The sequence below is a fragment of the Solitalea agri genome, assembly GCF_023914155.1.
Lineage (GTDB): Bacteria > Bacteroidota > Bacteroidia > Sphingobacteriales > Sphingobacteriaceae > Solitalea > Solitalea agri.
The window spans coordinates 16,081-33,092 of record NZ_JAMWYS010000043.1; the positions used below are offsets into that span (position 1 = coordinate 16,081).

Genomic DNA, 17,012 nt, shown 5'->3' on the forward strand with positions numbered 1-17,012 from the left:
TGATCCTACTTAAGAGTAGATAGTTTGTACTTCTCACCCTTCTCATTCGCTGTTGAGTGGAAGCCCTGGTATTGATATTAGGCGAACAACATGGGAGGAATAGCCCTAAATCATTCAATATTCACGTAAGGAACCTTGGCCAATTCAGGCCGGTGCGGTAAGGTTTGAAGGCGAATTGGACGCAGTTCCGTCGGGAATATTCGGTCCCGCCGACCGAGGAGGCGAAAAATTGCCGAAGGCAGGTGTAGTAAAAATCACTGTTAAAATTGATCGCTTGAAAAACGGAGATTGGGAAAACTTGATCTGTGAGTGTTAAGCCAAGCCTCACTTCCATTTGCAAATGAACCGATAGTCTGCCCGATGATAAGTGATAATCGCAACCCTGTAAACCCTAACTCCTTTAAGTTGTACAAAAGGAACTAAGTCATTGATATTACGGGCTGCAGATTGAGTGCCTAAAAAGACTATAAAGAAATTGAGCCAAATTCATATATTATTTGGCTCAGTATTTAAGAATATTTGAGCCGAATAGTAAATGTATTTGGCTCATGATTTATAATTGGGAATAACAATCCAGATCTTTTTTCACTCATTGGTCCATAACCTGGCACCACCTTTAATTCCTTCACGGTTATTTACAATGATTATATTATCGTCGAGTTCAATAGCTAAGTTTTTAGCATTACCACCACTGATATATAAGCGGTCATAATTAAAAACAGTTTTAAGGACAGCCAATACTTTTTTCATTCGGTAATTCCAGTGGTCTTTACCTCTTCTCTGATAAGCTTTCTCACCAACATAGTCATCGTAATCTTTATCTGTTTTTATTGGATGATGTGAAATTTCAAAATGCGGCAATAACTTGCCATCAAGCAGTAATGCGGTGCCAAAACCTGTACCTAATGTTATCATCATTTCAAGTCCCTTGCCACTTACCATGCCAATGCCCTGCAGATCTGCATCATTTACTACTATGGTAGGTTTGCCCAACATTGCTGCAATAGCCGTCTGCAGATCATAATCCTCCCAGTCTTTAGTACCCAAGTTCGGGGCTGTTTTTATTACGCCGTTTTTTACATAACCGGGGAAGCCGACCGATATCTTATCATACTCTCCTAAAGGTTGAACAAGTTCTTTTATCAGCTCCAGAACATTTTCAGGATTGGCAGGCTCTGGTGTTGGCATTCTCGCATATTCTGAGATGGGAACGCCATCAGCGTTTAATATTGTTGCTTTTATATTAGAGCCCCCAATATCTATAGATAAAATATTCATGCTTTAAGTTTTAAATCAAATCCATTTTTTACTTATTCTCACCCACTCTTCGTCGCAAGCATTGGAGGTATTTTGCTAAAGCTCGCAACAAGTGAATCTTGAGTCGGGTTTGTCATAATTGAACAGATCATGAATTTAACCAATATTTTCAGGAGAGTTATTGATTTTTAATTATTACCAGACAATTTCTTATGCTGTTTTTTTCTCAATTTGGATGGTTATTGGGATCCAAATTATAAACCAATCAGTATATTTATACTACAGTGGACAAAGACGCATGAGTTTCTTGGCGCCTTCGGCAAACTTTAACGTTATTGCAATTATAAAAAAGACACTACTTTATGAAAAAAATTTGGGGAATCGTATTGATTGTAGCTGGAGGAGTTTTAGCTATACATACTCTTAAAGGACTTTTTTCTTTTTTAATAATGGACAAAAGCTCTACTTATGAATTGAGTCGATCAATTGGGTATTTGATATGGCAGCTCATTTTGAGTGGATTAGTTTTTTTACTTATTAAAACAGGACTTAGATCAATAAAAGAATGAAAAAAATAGCTCTTGTTTTTATAATATTTCTTTTCGCATTTACCTCAGGAAATAATTGGGTTGAAATCAATATTGATTCAAAATTGACCATCGAGTTTCCTCAAAAAGTCGAAATGAAGAATGTTGATGGCAAACAGATTTATTCTTATAAAAGTGAGGAGTGTCTTTTTGCTGTTGTCGCCAAAAACATTTCAAGCAAACACGATTTGAATAATCAGCAAGAACTTACACAAGTATATGACGGCGTTATTCAAGGAACTTTGAATGCAGCTAAAGAACCGCATCTTATCTATAAAAAGGACTTTAAAAACTCAAATGTACAAGGAAAAGAATTTAGTATTAAATCTAAGCACTCTTCCACAGGACAATCAATGATTGTAAATGGTCGGGTAATTGTTTATAAAGGAACTATTTACAATGTTCAATGCTGGTTCCTTGATGGAGACAACAATGAATGCCAAGCTTTGAAACAAAAGTTCTTTAATTCCATCAAAATTAAACAATAACTTATCATGTTACAGGCTTGCCGTCAGTAAGTATGACGAGTAACTTGAAGTTGAACCGAATTATATCTTGCATCAGACAGACCATTGAGCTTGGCGTTCTCGCGCCGAAAGTCAAGCTTTAGCGTTAGCACCAATTATAAATTGTGACAATGAAAAACAATCTTGACCTATTTAGAAAAGAGTTTTTAGAAGCAAATACTTGGGCACAAAGAAAGGATGGAGTTCCTCTATATCTGCTTGACAACTTTACGAGAGAAGAATTAAAAGTAGCAGAAATTGAGCTTATTAAAGCTTTAAGCCTTCGAGACAACTGGCCAATAGTCGGACTTGGATACATAAAATCGAAAGACGCACTTCCTACACTATATAACTTGCTTGAAAAGAGTAAAGGCGCAATGAAAGTGACTATTGCTTATTCAATTTTTCAAATATGTCAAGACCCCAAAATGATTGAAATAGTGCCGCGATAAAGCATAATAGAAATAACAATGCCATCTTAGTAAGTAGGGTAGTATTGTTGTTTTAGATGTGGTTGTAACTATCTTCGAATTATTTTAATTTTTCCATCACATCTTGCACCATCTTATCGCAATAAATACGGTTGAATTCAAATAGGTCTTCCGGTTTATAAAACTTCTCCATTTCTTTTCAAAACATGTTTTTAGCACGATTGAGCCGGATCTTTACATACGACTGACTGATATTCAGGGTGTCGGCAGGCTACCTAACGCCCTTGCAGAATGGATGTAAGAGGATAGGATAGGACTCCAATACCAGTCTCAAAGTTAAACATGGAAGCTAAAGACATCTTGAGCCAAGCCGAAAGATTAAAACGCCGAAAACTTAAATTTTTGGCCGCCGACCGATGCCTCGTACATTACGCCCCCTTTTTGTTGGGTGAATATCATGATACCGTTTGTATACTTCGCATTTGCAGAAGCACCTGCAGTGGCAGCCACTGCTGAAGCCTGTGCTGAGAATTCCACTTTGTTGGCCTTGAAATGATCCAAAGCTGCTTTGTTTTCAAAAAACAGGAGTTCCCTGTAGGCTTGTCCACCAAATTGAAAACCAACAGTTACCTGAGTCATTTGGGCTTTTCCTACTATTTTGTCTTTTTCATAAACGAAACCATTCCCTGAGGCACCGCCTACAACCATCCCGCCCTTGCCTACATTTGGCAGAATGACATATCCATAAGCGCCGGCAAATAAATTTTTTAATAAGGCATCCGTACGAAGAAATTCTGCCTTGGCTGTATCACAATCAGCCATTAGTTTTTTGTCTTTGTCTGATTGAGCTATTGCTACAGCTCCAATTAATAATGAGCAAAAAATCATTATTGATTGCCCAATTCTAATAATGAGGTGCTTTTTCATTGTGGTAAATTTTTATTAATGAATGATAAGGGTCTATTGCTCTTATTTAATAGATGGGTTGATATTAAGTAAATATTGAATTGGCTTAAAATGTTTTTCCAAGTCTCCGTCTTTCGAAGAATCAATCTCAAGGAATATATGTTCTTACGCCAGCCTTCGGTAATCTTTCGTCTCCATCCCAGTTAAACCAGGTAAGTACGAGTTGCCGGAACATGGCAGCCTATTCTTCCTCGCACATGCCCACAAGCAGCACAAGGCCTAAAAAATAAAGGGCAGCTAACCCGAAAATTGAATTTAAGCTAAATAGTAAAACTTTAGCCTGATTTGTTCTATAACCTTTGCAATAATCGACATATGCTTTGAGCGAGGGGAAGACAAAACGGCGGGCCATGCGAAGGGTTTGTGGGTGGTAGCATCGTTTTGTCTTGATTCTTTGGATACTTTCTCATCAAGGAGAAAGTATCTAGGCGTTCGGCCGACTATCAGAAGTTAATTTGTTTTAATTTTCAAATAATAGTATGACTTTAAGTAGATTCTTTTAATGAATAGCTTGTGAAAAGAAGGAGAGTTAGCTATACCCGATAGGTTATAAAATATTCGTTATTCAGTAAATGGAATAGTTATAAAACAAAACAGGTAAGCGAAGAACACTTACCTGTTTTGTTTTCACTATATATATCTAAATCATTCTACCATGTATCGTTTCTAGTTTGTGATGATCCGGCAGGTGTAATGTTTTTGTTTGATCCGGGTTCCCACAAAACATTGCCGCTTGCATCCTTGCGGATATACTTATACTCGATATACTGCCCGGTTGGCAATGAAATGGTTTGTGTCCATGCGGGCCATGCAGGGCAAGTCATTTTCACAGCATTTGCCGTATTCCAACTTCCCAATGCCGGTATACTTCCAACAATGTAAAGATCCTGTCCGGAAACAGTATTGCTAAAGGTAATATTAAAGGTAACCGCTGTATTAGAACCGCCTCCTGTACTATTTGGTACCCAAACTGCATAGCTTCGTCCGTTAACAGGGAAAACACCATAACCGCTTGCATTTGTAGTAACAGTGCCTGCAGTATTACCTGTTTTATCCGTTAGTGTTGCATTAGGGAATGGAGTAGTAATGCCTTTACTCGCGGCATTGCTTCCGTCATTCAATAGCATTAATAAGCCCTTGTGGGTAGCATCTCCTGCACGCGAATAGGCATACACATCCGCATCGTTAACACTGGTGTATTCATTTGCAGCTCCGTAGGCATTGTTCTTTCTAATTTCTATCAGTTTTTTAATTTGGTTACCCAATCCATACTCATAATAATCTCTATAATACACACATGGATAGCCTTTGTGGCGCAGTAGAATATAACTATAGGCCAGCATCTTTAAATTAACAATCGGCGAGCGTAAAGCACCCGAAGGTGCATCTGTATCGTGGTTGTCAACGAATGGAACTGATAAATCACCGTTGGCCTCTGTGAAACCTGCAAACTGCAGGCCTCGCATATCCCAACTACCGTTGCCATCACTCATCGCTTTAAATGTGTAGTGCAATGGAACATCAAAAAGGCTCATTCTGCCTCCGGTTGATGAAACGTAATTCTGAAGATTTTGAATGTCATTTGACCAGCATTCGCCTACAGCAAAACGAGCCCCCTTTACATTGTCGAGCCATTGATTAAGGAATGGGGTATGGATATGTTTTACGGCATCCAAGCGATAACCGTCCAAACTTAATTTCTGCGTGATCCAATTACCCCAGGTAACCATTTCGTTTCTTTGTGCAGCATCTGAAAATCTGATCTCGCAACCCATCAACCCATCATAAAAATCACCATTGTTATAAGGCTGAAAATCCCAGTTATTGAACATGATCCAGCCGCTCTGGTCTACTGCGTTAAAATTATTGTGATTCCAGGTAAAAGAGCTGTAGGTATTGTTTCTACCCGGGAAGTTAAACCCGGTCCATACGGTTTTACCGTTCACCGTTTCCGAATAATCAGCATTCATCATATGATTCATCACGATGTCTTCGTAAACCCCAATGTTGTTTTGATGAAGTGCTGAAATGGCCGACTGAAGCTGACCTAATGTTCCATAACGTGTGGCCACGGTTCCTTTTTGATTAAACTCCCCTAAATCATAATGGTCGTAAACTCCATAACCCACATCGTATACACTTCCTCCTTTATTGGCTGGCGGAATCCAAATGGCGGTTATACCTGCTTGTGATAATTCAGTGGCCTTAGCTTGTAAGTTTTGCCACCAGGAGCCGGCAGGGGTAGTCATTGGTACATCCCAATAAAAGCCCTGCATCATTACCCCGGTTTGACCTGGTACGGCTTCGGTAGATTTAGAACTATTTGGCTTTGAAATCTCTTGGTTTAGATCAGCTTTTGTTATTAATTCTAAATCTTTTTTACAGGAGGAAAGTGAAAAATTTAGTGTAATGAATAATCCAAGGATTAAAGATGTTTGTTTAAATAATTGCATTACAAGGCGCTCCCTGGCAGGAGAGACTGTAATGCAGTTTTGCATTAAGTTTTTTTTCATAATAATAAAATTGGCTGTTTTAAATAAAATTCTAACTGGCTGATTTAGAACATATATAGTGTGATATGTAAATTGTAATTAAAAAATTACAAAAACAAAATATATTTAAATATTTGATAAACAGGAAGATGTGTTTGTTCGCTGTTGAGGAGATAATTTAATGCATTGCAGTAGATCGGAGGCTCAACTCAAGAGCTGCAACTATGCATTAAGGTTATTTCAGTATTCCTGTTTATAGGCAATATCGTTTCACCTTTTAAATCGTAAACGACACTAACAAATTTGGTAAATTAAGGTGCTTTGTTGCAATAAATAAACATAAACAATCATGACTACCGAAAAACACGTAGATATTCAATCGTATAATGATGCGCTGGAACAAGAAGATCGTACTATTTGTAATATCCTCGCCCAAGAAATTACCAATAATTTACCCGTTGCTGAACGAAAAATTTGGCATGCTCATCCAGTATGGTTTTTAGACGGAAATCCCATTGCCGGATACAGCAAATTAAAAGGTTGTGTTCGCTTATTATTTTGGAGTGGGCAATCATTTGGCGAACCCGGTTTGGCTAATGAAGGATCATTTAAAGCTGCCGAAGTACGTTACACCTCTTCAAATGAAATAAATATCGAAGATCTACGACGTTGGTTAGAGAAATCCATCCATATTCAATGGGACTATAAAAACCTGATCAAAAGAAAAGGTAAGTTAGAACGATTAAAGTAGTGATGTATTATTATAGTTACTAAAGATTATATTTTTTAACTTAAAGTATAAGTTTTGTTACTGTAGTGTCAATCACCATACACAACTGTCCAATTTTAAATGCACTATCCTAAAATCTGCTAATTAATAGTCATTTTGATAAACTATTGGTTATAAGTAATTTTTATTGATTACCTATAGTTGAATAGGGTTTGGCAACATTCGGAATGAAGATTGTATATACATATACGGTTTGGTTTAATTGTATGCACCGTCTGACTCCCCGTTGGACGGTGCATTTTTTTTGGGTATAAATAGACTAATACAGGATATTAATAACGTTTAGGCCTATTTTGTTGAATAAAAGGGTCTTACAAAATCAGTTAAAGCGGCCTCACTATAGTTCAAAAATTTGTTAGAACTGCAAAAAAAAACACCCCTGCCTTTTCGGGCGAGGGGTGATATGATTAAAAAACGTTATTGGAACCAAGCTTGCTATTTTGCACTTGCCAGATCCGAGCTTAAATTAGCTTTTTTAGTTTCTAATTTTTTAACGTCTTCTTTTAGTTTATCTATTTCGCTTTGAATCTTAATTGCAGCCTCCAGCTTTTTAATATTATCCTGCATTTTTTTCAAATCCTCCATTGTTTTAGGTGAATCGGTGCTAGCAGTGCTATCTGCATTTAATTTAGCTTTTTTATCTTCTAACTGTTTTATCTCAGCATTTAACTCATCAATTTCTTTCTGCAGTTTCAGTTTTGCCTCCTCTGTTTCTTTTTGACGCTTCAGTTCCAACTCTAATTTCTTAATGTTGTCCTGCATTTTCTTTAAATCTTCCATTGTTTTTGGTGCCTCAACAGGTTTATTGGCTGGTATTTCAGCTACAACCGACTGCTGTTTCACGGGTTCAATGGTTGATGAATTGTTGGCTACTAGTACTTCAGCTTTGGTTTCAACCTTAGCCTGATTATTAGTTGAAGCTATAGCTACTGTTGTAGCTGGTTTTTGTTCTGATGGAGTAGGTGCGGGATTTGTATTAGCAGCGGTTTGTGCAGGATTGTTTTTGTTAAACTCGGCATTTAATTGAGCTGCTCTTTTAGCAATGATAGATTCTTCAAAAGGATTAAGATACTTATTCAAACCTGCAATTACCTCTTTAATAGACTTATCGGTGGCAACCGCATGCATTTTATTCAATGGCTTATAATCGCCATTATCTTTAAATGCAATTTCACTCAAAATAAGATCTTCAATAGGAGTGGTCCAGGTTGCTGTAAAAGCATTATTGCCCGAAGCGTTTTCTGATGAATAGATGTCTGTCATTTCATAATTATACCCTCCATTACGAACGGTTATGGTCATGGTCCAGGTAAGTTTGTTATGAAACTCGGCATTGTTTAGCTTAGTTGTATAACCCGCAAATCCTTTTGCAATGATGGTTCCACTAGGTAAATCATCTTTATGCAGCACCTTATTTTCTTGTTGGAAATTAAGTTGAATCCAATCTTTTACCCTTTGAAAAAGCTCCACTTTGTTAAAAGCAGTATCTACTTTAACTGAAGCTTTGTAGGAAATTTTGTTTGTGCTATCACTCATTGGAAATTGAAGAGTTTGAGCAAATAAGGGAGCAGGTAAGATGAATAGGAACAGAAATAAAAATTTCTTCATAAAATTTACAAATAATAATTAATTGTAATGAAATGGTTTAATTTATAAGAAAATAGTGTAATAGTTTGGTTAAGGTTTATTACTGATTTCTTAATTAAAGGTTACATTGTATAGATTTTTTATGAAATGCACTATGGTGATTTGAGATTAAAGTGTTGTAAATCAGTTGATAATGGATGAATGTTTTTTAGTACAATAAATCATGATATTCAATAGTTAAAAGGTATTCATAAGGATGTTTAAATGAAATGTTTATTTATAGTCTTATGGCTTAAATTTTGATTCTTATTTATAGGTTTGTTGTGAAACTTATGTTAATGTTTTACCGTAGAAAAGACGTAGATTTACCAGCAACAAGACCATAACCGTAATTTTAATGAAGAACTTTTTACTTACTATTGCGCTTCTCACGCTTGGAGGGTTTGTATACGGTCAGCAACGACCACAATACACACTTTACATGCAGAATAACTATATTCTTAATCCTGCCATTGCAGGTATTGAAGATTATTACGATATGAAACTGAGCTATCGTTCTCAGTGGGTTGGTCTTGAAGCGGCTCCTAAAACAGGTTATTTATCATATCAAATGCCTATAGGTGATGTTGATTCTCGTCACCATGGTGTTGGAGGAAATATTGTTTCAGATAAAACAGGTCCAACAAGCCGTTTATCGTTTGATGGAAGCTATGCCTATCACCTGCCAATTTCGGGTAATTTGAAAGTTTCATTTGGTGTATCGGCAGGTTTTACCCAATATACAACTGATGCAAGTCAGCTTAACCCAGCCGATCCTAACGATCCTGCAATTGCCAATAGCCGTATTTCTCAGTTTTTACCAGATGTGTCAGCTGGTTTGTGGTTATATTCTGATAAGTTTTATGTAGGAGCATCTGGTTTGCAATTAGTTCCCGCTACCTTAAATTATGGAAGCTCAACGCCAAGTGATCAAAACAGGTATCGTGCTCACTATTTCTTTACAGGAGGTTATCGCTTCCCGATTGGCTACGACTTTTTGGCAACGCCATCAATTATGGTTAAATGGATTGATCCAGCACCTGCTTCAATGGATTTCAACTTTAAGTTAATGTATCAGGAAACTGTTTGGGCTGGTGTTTCGTACCGTAAAGCCGACAGTTTTTCGGCTCTTCTTGGAGTAAATATTAGTTCATTGATTAATGTGGCTTATTCATATGATTACGGTGTAAATGAATTGACCGATTTCCATAAAGGTAGTCATGAGATTATTTTAGGCCTTCAACTAAATAATTCAGGTAGATTAAAATGTCCTAGAAACGTTTGGTAATAAAATCATTCTAGATATTAAAAAAGCTGTTTTGACTTGCTCAAAGCAGCTTTTTTCATTATAGCCCATTTTGTAAGCTAATCAATGTGATAATGTTGATAAGCAGTTATTTCCATTTTAAACTGAAATATATTTTTAGTAAATTATAACAACGATAATAATAAATGTGATGTTAATAGTTTCCTTTTATTAAGCATATATTCTTAATAATTCACCGCGCTCAAATCTAAATTTACATGCTCAACGCTCGACTAAGGATTCTACTCTCTTTGATATTTGGTTTATGTATTCAGGTTCCTGTTAATTTGTTCGCACAGAACTCCAATAAAGGAACCGATTTTTGGTTAGGCTTTATGAGCCATATCGAAGGTACTTCCGGTCCGCGGGGGGCCATCATGTCGGTTTATATCACTTCAGATGTTTCAACTTCCGGTACTGTTTCAGTTCCAGGTATCAACTCAATTCAGTCGTTTTCAGTGACAGCAAATACAGTAACTACCGTAAGTATACCCTTAGGAGCCTATATAGATAATCAACAAAGCGTGCTCAAAAGGGGTATTCATATTGTTTCATCTGCCCCTGTAGTGGTGTATGCTCATATTTATGCATTTGTGATATCGGGTTCTACCTTAGTACTACCTACAAATACTTTGGGTAGAAAATATATTGTGTCGAGTTATACCCCAAATGCCAGTGAGGGAGGTTCATTATCGCAATTTTTAGTGGTTGCTACTAATAATAATACTACCGTAAGAATTACCCCTAAGGCTACTACCGCGAATGGAAATGCGGCAGGAGTTCCTTTTGACGTTTTAATGAATGAAGGTGATGTTTATGAAGTTCAATCTAAAAATGATTTGTCAGGTTCATTAGTGGAGTCGGTGAACAGTGATAATGATGTGGAAGCTTGTAGGAAAATTGCTGTTTTTGGAGGAACCACCTGGTCGCCCCTTGGTTGTCCGAATGCTGATACGGGAGATAATTTGTTTCAGCAGATGTATCCCCTGAATTCATGGGGGCATGAATTTATTACGATGCCCTTTAAAACACGTGGCGGCGATTTTTTCAGGGTGTTTGCTGCTGAATCGGGTACGATTGTGAATATTGATGGATTTAGTTCAACTCTGAATGCTGGTGGATTTATTGAAACTCCTTTAACAAATAAACCTTTGCATATTTCAGCGAATAAACCTATTTCAGTAGTTCAATTTAGTATAACCCAAGTATGCGATGGTAATCTTGGCGATCCGGAAATGATAATTCTGAATCCAATTGAACAAAACCTAAGGCGAATTACAATGTACTCAACGAGTAATTATCAGATAAGCCGGAATTATGTAAATGTGCTGATTAAAACGAGTGGTAAGGGTAGTTTTCGTATAAATGGCAGAACTCCCAGGAATTCCTTTTCTGATATTAATGGAACAAGCTATAGCTATTTGCAAGAAGAAATTCAGGCGGGGAGTTTTACTTTAACCGCCGACTCTGGATTTAATGCCATTGTATATGGCTTTGGAGATATTGAATCATATGGTTATTCAGCCGGATCGAATATTGAAGATTTGAATAAGAAGATTATTGTACGGTCAAATAATATCGAGATCGATGGCGCCTGTGTGGATGTGCCACTTACTTTTGAAGTGATGCTGCCTTATAAATCATCCAAACTTATTTGGAACTTCGGTAATGGTTTGATAGTAACGGATGATAGTCCGGTTACAGCTTCAACTCAACCTCCTTATATTTATCAATATACAAATAGTACTGGTAATCAACTTACTTATACTCAACCAGGGAAGTATACAATTAAAGTAACCAGCACACAACCGGGAGAACTTGGCTGCGAAGCCATTGATGAATTAATTTATGAATTAAATATTGAGTCGATACCCAATATCAGAATTCAACCTTCAATTGAAACATGCGAACGCGAAGGAATTATTAATTTGATGACTTTATTAAGTGCAAGGCCAACGAGTAGCTTTACTTTTTCAGGTAATGGTGTTACCGATACACTATTTAATCCCTTATTGGCCGGTGCTGGCCAGCATATTATTAACTTATCATATACCAGTGAAAATGGAATATGCAGTAAGCAAGTTTCATTTTCAATTAATGTTAAAACATCACCAATAGCAAATGCGGGTGAAGACGTAACTATTGATTTGGGCGAAAGTACCATATTAAATGGTAGCTTAAGTAGTGATGTGGCTTCTTTTGGATGGACCCCAACCACGACATTAGATAATCCTCAAAGTTTAAACCCAATAGCTACCCCAACTGAAAATACCAGTTATGTGCTTTCAGGAGTTGCTGCTAATGGTTGTACTTGTCAGGATACTGTAATTGTGAAAGTGCTTACCGACTTGAAAATTCCAAATGCGTTTTCTCCCAATAATGATAATTTAAATGATACGTGGGTAATTGGAGGAATAATCAACTATCCTAATGCGGATGTGCATGTTTTTAACCGGTTTGGTGATGAGATGTTTTATTCGCATGGTTATGCTGTTCCTTGGGATGGTCGAACGAAAGGCAAGTCTATTCCGGCTGCCACCTATTATTACGTGATCAGACCTAATAACCCTCGACTACTACCTGTATCTGGTGCGGTTACGGTGGTCTATTAATAAAACCTGGGAAGAAAACTCTATAAAACTGAAAGGACCGAAAGCTATTTGGCTTCGGTCCTTTTATTATGTGATTTTTTTAATCTGCTTCTACTGCCTCTTCGTATAATTCATCTATTTCATCGGCGTATTTATTTTCAATTACCCTTCGTTTGGCTTTCAGCGTAGGAGTAAGTTCCCCGGTTTCAATACTAAACGGATGGCGCTTAATAATGAAGTTTTTAATACGTTCGAATTTAGCCAACTCATTTGATAGCTTTTTTATATCTTCCTTTACCCAATTGGTAACCTGTTCATCCTCAATAAACTGGTCAGGTTCATTAAAGAAATCCTCATCCAAATCAAAGCTTTCTCTTAATGAATCATGTGAAGGAACAATTATGGCTGTTAGATAATCGCGCTTGTCGCCTATCAGGAAAATTTGCTCAATGCGGGTGCTTTTTAAATAAGTGTTTTCAACCTGTGTCGGATAGATATTTTTACCGTATGAGTTGATGAGTATGTTTTTGATACGGTCGGTAATCTGAAGATTTCCTTTGTGAAACTTGCCCACATCACCCGTATGAAACCAACCTTCTGAATCAATCACCATGGCTGTTTCATCTTCTTTTCCCCAGTAGCCTTTCATTACACAAGGACCTTTTACTATAATTTCCCCTTCTCCTGATTCAAAATTCGGGTTAAAGCTGTCGTAGGTTTGTTTGGTTAAGATTTCTTTGGTATCTGTGTTTTGAATAGCAACCACTATTCCTGGTATTACCCTTCCAACAGTTCCAATAACCTGTCGGTGGTATTCAGTAACAGCCATTACCGGTGAAGTTTCTGTTAAGCCATAACCTTCTAATATTTTAATCCCTAAGTTGCCAAAGAACTCACCAACATTTTTCGGCAAGGCAGCACCTCCGGAAATCATAAATTTAAGGTTGCCACCGGTTTTCTCTTTAATTTTGCTGAACACAAGCTTTTCAGCTAACCCTAGTTGAGCAGATAAAACTAATCCCAATGATTTTCCAGCTTCTTTTTTCTCCCTTGCTTTGCGTCCAATTTCCATGGCCCACAAAAATATTTTCGCTTTAATACCTCCACCTGCAGTTCCGCTTTTAGTAGCTTTCTCGGTAATCCGTTCTAAGAGGCGAGGTACAACGCTCATAACTGTTGGACGTACTTCCGTCATGTTTTTACCAAGCAGCTCTAAACTTTGTGCATAGGCTATCTGGCTCCCTTTTGCACAGCAAACGTGATAGGTGGCTGTACGTTCAAAAACGTGAGATAAGGGAAGAAACGAAAGGAAAACATCATCAGAAGTGATGACCGGAATTTGGATCAGGCATTCTCTAACATTGCTGATAAAATTTGCATGTGTGAGCATAGCTCCTTTGGGTGTTCCGGTGGTTCCCGATGTATAGATTAGTGAGGCTACATCATCAGGCTGAACCATTTCACGAGCCTGAAATATCTTAGCACTGTATTTTGACACGAGCCCCTTACCCTTTTCTAAAATTTCACTAAAAGCAATTACTTTTTTCTGTCCGTGGTAGTGGTGAGTGATTTTAGCATAATCATCAAACGTTGGAACGAGGTATTCCAACGAAGGACAGTTATCCGCGATTTTTAATACTTTACGAAATAAGAAGTGATTACCGATCAACAGGGTTTTCATTCCTGAATCATTGATAATATGCTCAATTTCTGATTCTGAAAGAGTCGGGTAGATTGAAACATTGATAGCTCCCAATTGTTGGAGCCCCTGATCATAATAAACGTATTTAGGGCCGTTTTCAATCAGTAAACCCAATCGGTCGCCTTTTTGTATACCGATCTCTAAAAACCATGCTGATAATGCATCTGCATTTGCTAGGGTTTCACCAAAGCTTATGGATTTATATTCGTTACCAACTTTTTCTGATAAAAAAGGGTCATTAAGTGATTTAACCCCCTGAACTACATTTCTTAATAATTGAGGTATAGTAGTTCGTTCAGTTATTTGTGCCATAGATCTTACAGTGTTGCATTAAAACAGTTTTAGAAAGCAAGGCTCCAAATGTGCGAAAAAAAAATCCAACTATGCAAAAAAGGCTTCTGTTTTGCTACAGAAGCCCTATTTTATCAATGGAAATCAATTACTTATACCGAGAAGCTTTCGCCACAACCACAGGTTCGGCTGGCATTTGGGTTAATAAAGTTAAAGCCCTTGCCATTTAAGCCATCTGTAAAATCTAATTCGGTACCAGCCAGGTATAAAAAGCTCTTCATGTCAAGCGCTATTTTAAGGCCCTTGTCTTCGAACATCTGGTCACCGGTCTTAACTTCATTGTCAAAATCCAAATTATATGACAAGCCCGAACAGCCACCACCTTGTACACCTACGCGTAAAAAATAGGTGCTGTCAAGTTGAGCCTCATTCATGAGGTTGTCGATTTTTGATTTTGCTTTATCAGTTATTGTAATCATTCGTATAGAAATGAGATGTAAGATCTGCAATATGAGAAGAGAACTAAATCCTCAGTTCTCTATCACAAATCTCATGTCTAAAATTAATGGTGCGATTTTTCTAATTGAATAGGCTCTAAACCGTTTTTAACGCGGTAATCGTTAATTGCCGATTTAATAGCGTCTTCAGCCAAAACTGAACAGTGAATTTTTACCGGAGGTAAAGCTAATTCTTCAACAATGTCCATATTGTCAATTTCCATTGCCTGGTCAACAGTTTTGCCTTTTAACCATTCTGTAGCTAATGACGAAGAAGCGATAGCTGATCCGCATCCAAAAGTTTTGAATTTAGCATCAGTGATCACATGGTTATCATCAACTTCAATTTGTAAGCGCATTACGTCGCCACATTCAGGAGCACCAACTAAACCAGTGCCCACATTTTTCTTAGCTTTATCGAGAGTACCTACGTTACGTGGGTGAGTGTAATGATCGATAACTTTTTCTGAGTAAGCCATATTTTCTTAATTTTTTAAGTCGTGAAATTATTAAAGTTAAAATGTTGAAGTACAATTTTAAAGTGATAAGTCTACCTTCTAAAATCTAACTTCTTACTTTTTTAGTGTTCAGCCCATTCAATGCTGTCAAGGTCAATGCCTTCTTTAAACATTTCCCAAAGTGGACTTAACTCGCGTAAGTGAGTAACAGCTTTTTTAGTTACTTCAATAGCGTAATCAACTTCTTCTTCTGTTGTAAAGCGGCCTAAACCAAAACGAATAGATGAGTGAGCAAGGTCATCGTTCAATCCCAAGCTTTTTAACACATACGATGGTTCTAATGAAGCTGAAGTACATGCTGAACCTGAGGAAACAGCAAGGTCTTTCATGGCCATCATCAAGCCTTCGCCTTCAACATATTTAAATGAAACGTTAGAAACATGCGGTAAACGGTTTTCAGTATTTCCGTTTACGTAAGTTTCTTCCATTACAGTAACACCTTTTTCAAGTTTATCACGTAAAGCGGCTAAACGAACAGACTCAGTTGCCATTTCTTCCATAGCAATTTCGCAAGCCTTACCAAAGCCAACAATACCTGGTACGTTTAACGTGCCTGAACGCATACCTCTTTCGTGTCCACCACCGTCAATTTGAGCAGTTACTTTTACTCTTGGGTTTTTACGACGAACGTATAATGCACCGCAACCTTTAGGTCCGTAGAGTTTATGGCCGGTGAATGATAATAAATCAATACCATCAGCATTTACATCTACCGGAATTTTACCTACAGCCTGGGTAGCATCAGTATGGAACAATACACCATGTTTACGAGCAATTGCCGAAATTTCTCTAACCGGTTGTATAACACCGATTTCGTTGTTGGCATACATTACCGAAATTAAAATAGTTTTGTCGGTAATTGCATCTTCAAGCTCTTTTAGATCGATCAAACCATCAGGTTTAACTTGAAGGAATGTTACTTTTCCGCCAATTTTTTCGATGTGGTGAGCTGAATCTAAAACGCATTTATGTTCGGTAACAACAGTGATAATATGATTACCTTTTTGCTGATACATTTCGAATACGCCTTTAATGGCCAAGTTGTTAGATTCGGTAGCTCCTGAAGTAAAGATGATCTCTTTTTCATTTGCTCCAATGATCTTAGCAGCTTGTCCACGAGCATAGTCAACGGCTTCTTCAGCAACCCAACCAAACGAGTGGTTACGACTTGCCGCGTTGCCAAATTTATTTGTAAAATACGGCAACATTGCTTCTAACACGCGCGGGTCCATGGGTGTAGTTGCGTTGTTGTCCAAGTAAATAGGTAACTCCAACATAATTTGTAAATTGTCTAAATAAAGCAATGCAAAAGTAACACAAATTTTCTGATTTGTGCCTTGGGATATGGTTTTATTTGATTGATTTTTACATTTGCCTTACATTTTTTGCAAATGTTTTAATACCATCAAAAACCAATTTACTAATTAACATAATTTACCATCAATAGTTTTT

The 17,012-nt window shown here is 37.3% G+C and carries 14 protein-coding genes; 6 read left to right on the forward strand and 8 right to left on the reverse strand.

Translation table 11 applies throughout. The features are described 5' to 3' along the window. Positions 1-585: 585 nt before the first annotated feature. On the reverse strand, positions 586-1,278 hold the full coding sequence (locus NF867_RS13105; RefSeq protein WP_252588455.1) for an ROK family protein: 693 nt from the start codon (positions 1,276-1,278) through the stop codon (positions 586-588). Positions 1,279-1,619: 341 nt separating this feature from the next. Between NF867_RS13105 and NF867_RS13110 the strand changes: the two genes are divergently transcribed. From NF867_RS13110 to NF867_RS13120, 3 genes are all read left to right on the forward strand, one after another. Next, on the forward strand, positions 1,620-1,826 hold the full coding sequence (locus tag NF867_RS13110) for a hypothetical protein (protein WP_252588456.1): 207 nt from the start codon (positions 1,620-1,622) through the stop codon (positions 1,824-1,826). Beyond that, positions 1,823-2,332 carry a hypothetical protein gene (locus NF867_RS13115; protein ID WP_252588457.1) on the forward strand — a complete coding sequence of 170 codons (510 nt, stop codon included), beginning with the start codon at positions 1,823-1,825 and terminating at the stop codon, positions 2,330-2,332. Before NF867_RS13110 ends, NF867_RS13115 begins: the two co-directional genes overlap by 4 nt. 149 nt (positions 2,333-2,481) lie before the next feature. Then, positions 2,482-2,802, forward strand: a complete 321-nt coding sequence (locus tag NF867_RS13120; RefSeq protein WP_252588458.1) for a hypothetical protein — start codon at positions 2,482-2,484, stop codon at positions 2,800-2,802. A 357-nt stretch (positions 2,803-3,159) separates the two neighbouring features. Here the strand turns inward: NF867_RS13120 and NF867_RS13125 are convergent, their stop codons facing one another. Both NF867_RS13125 and NF867_RS13130 read right to left on the reverse strand, forming a co-directional pair. Further along, entirely contained in the window at positions 3,160-3,708 is a 549-nt protein-coding gene (locus NF867_RS13125) for a YSC84-related protein (protein ID WP_252588459.1), read from the reverse strand. 689 nt (positions 3,709-4,397) lie between these two features. Beyond that, positions 4,398-6,260: an alpha-amylase gene (locus NF867_RS13130; RefSeq protein ID WP_252588460.1), complete on the reverse strand. Its 1,863-nt coding sequence runs from the start codon at positions 6,258-6,260 to the stop codon at positions 4,398-4,400. A gap of 328 nt (positions 6,261-6,588) precedes the next feature. Here NF867_RS13130 and NF867_RS13135 point away from each other — a divergent pair, with 328 nt between their 5' ends. Beyond that, on the forward strand, positions 6,589-6,990 hold the full coding sequence (locus NF867_RS13135) for a DUF1801 domain-containing protein (RefSeq protein WP_252588461.1): 402 nt from the start codon (positions 6,589-6,591) through the stop codon (positions 6,988-6,990). A gap of 474 nt (positions 6,991-7,464) precedes the next feature. Here the strand turns inward: NF867_RS13135 and NF867_RS13140 are convergent, their stop codons facing one another. Then, positions 7,465-8,637: a DUF4468 domain-containing protein gene (locus NF867_RS13140; RefSeq protein WP_252588462.1), complete on the reverse strand. Its 1,173-nt coding sequence runs from the start codon at positions 8,635-8,637 to the stop codon at positions 7,465-7,467. Positions 8,638-9,013: 376 nt separating this feature from the next. On the opposite strand from NF867_RS13140, the gene NF867_RS13145 reads away from it, so the two are divergent. Together NF867_RS13145 and NF867_RS13150 are read left to right on the forward strand one after the other, a co-directional pair. After that, positions 9,014-9,943 (forward strand): PorP/SprF family type IX secretion system membrane protein, encoded by a 930-nt coding sequence (locus NF867_RS13145; RefSeq protein ID WP_252588463.1) that lies wholly within the window; start codon positions 9,014-9,016, stop codon positions 9,941-9,943. Positions 9,944-10,179: 236 nt separating this feature from the next. Continuing rightward, complete coding sequence (locus NF867_RS13150; RefSeq protein ID WP_252588464.1) at positions 10,180-12,573, forward strand: gliding motility-associated C-terminal domain-containing protein; 2,394 nt, start codon at positions 10,180-10,182, stop codon at positions 12,571-12,573. Between the two features lie 79 nt (positions 12,574-12,652). Here the strand turns inward: NF867_RS13150 and NF867_RS13155 are convergent, their stop codons facing one another. The 4 genes from NF867_RS13155 to NF867_RS13170 all read right to left on the reverse strand — a co-directional run bounded on the left by NF867_RS13155 (position 12,653) and on the right by NF867_RS13170 (position 16,837). Further along, positions 12,653-14,566, reverse strand: a complete 1,914-nt coding sequence (locus tag NF867_RS13155) for an AMP-dependent synthetase/ligase (protein WP_252588465.1) — start codon at positions 14,564-14,566, stop codon at positions 12,653-12,655. A 131-nt stretch (positions 14,567-14,697) separates the two neighbouring features. Beyond that, entirely contained in the window at positions 14,698-15,024 is a 327-nt protein-coding gene (locus tag NF867_RS13160; protein ID WP_252588466.1) for a HesB/IscA family protein, read from the reverse strand. Between the two features lie 83 nt (positions 15,025-15,107). Next, a complete protein-coding gene (iscU, locus tag NF867_RS13165) occupies positions 15,108-15,521 on the reverse strand; it encodes a Fe-S cluster assembly scaffold IscU (protein ID WP_252588467.1) in 414 nt (137 codons plus the stop codon). Positions 15,522-15,622: 101 nt separating this feature from the next. After that, positions 15,623-16,837, reverse strand: a complete 1,215-nt coding sequence (locus NF867_RS13170) for an IscS subfamily cysteine desulfurase (RefSeq protein ID WP_425276903.1) — start codon at positions 16,835-16,837, stop codon at positions 15,623-15,625. Positions 16,838-17,012: the final 175 nt, after the last annotated feature.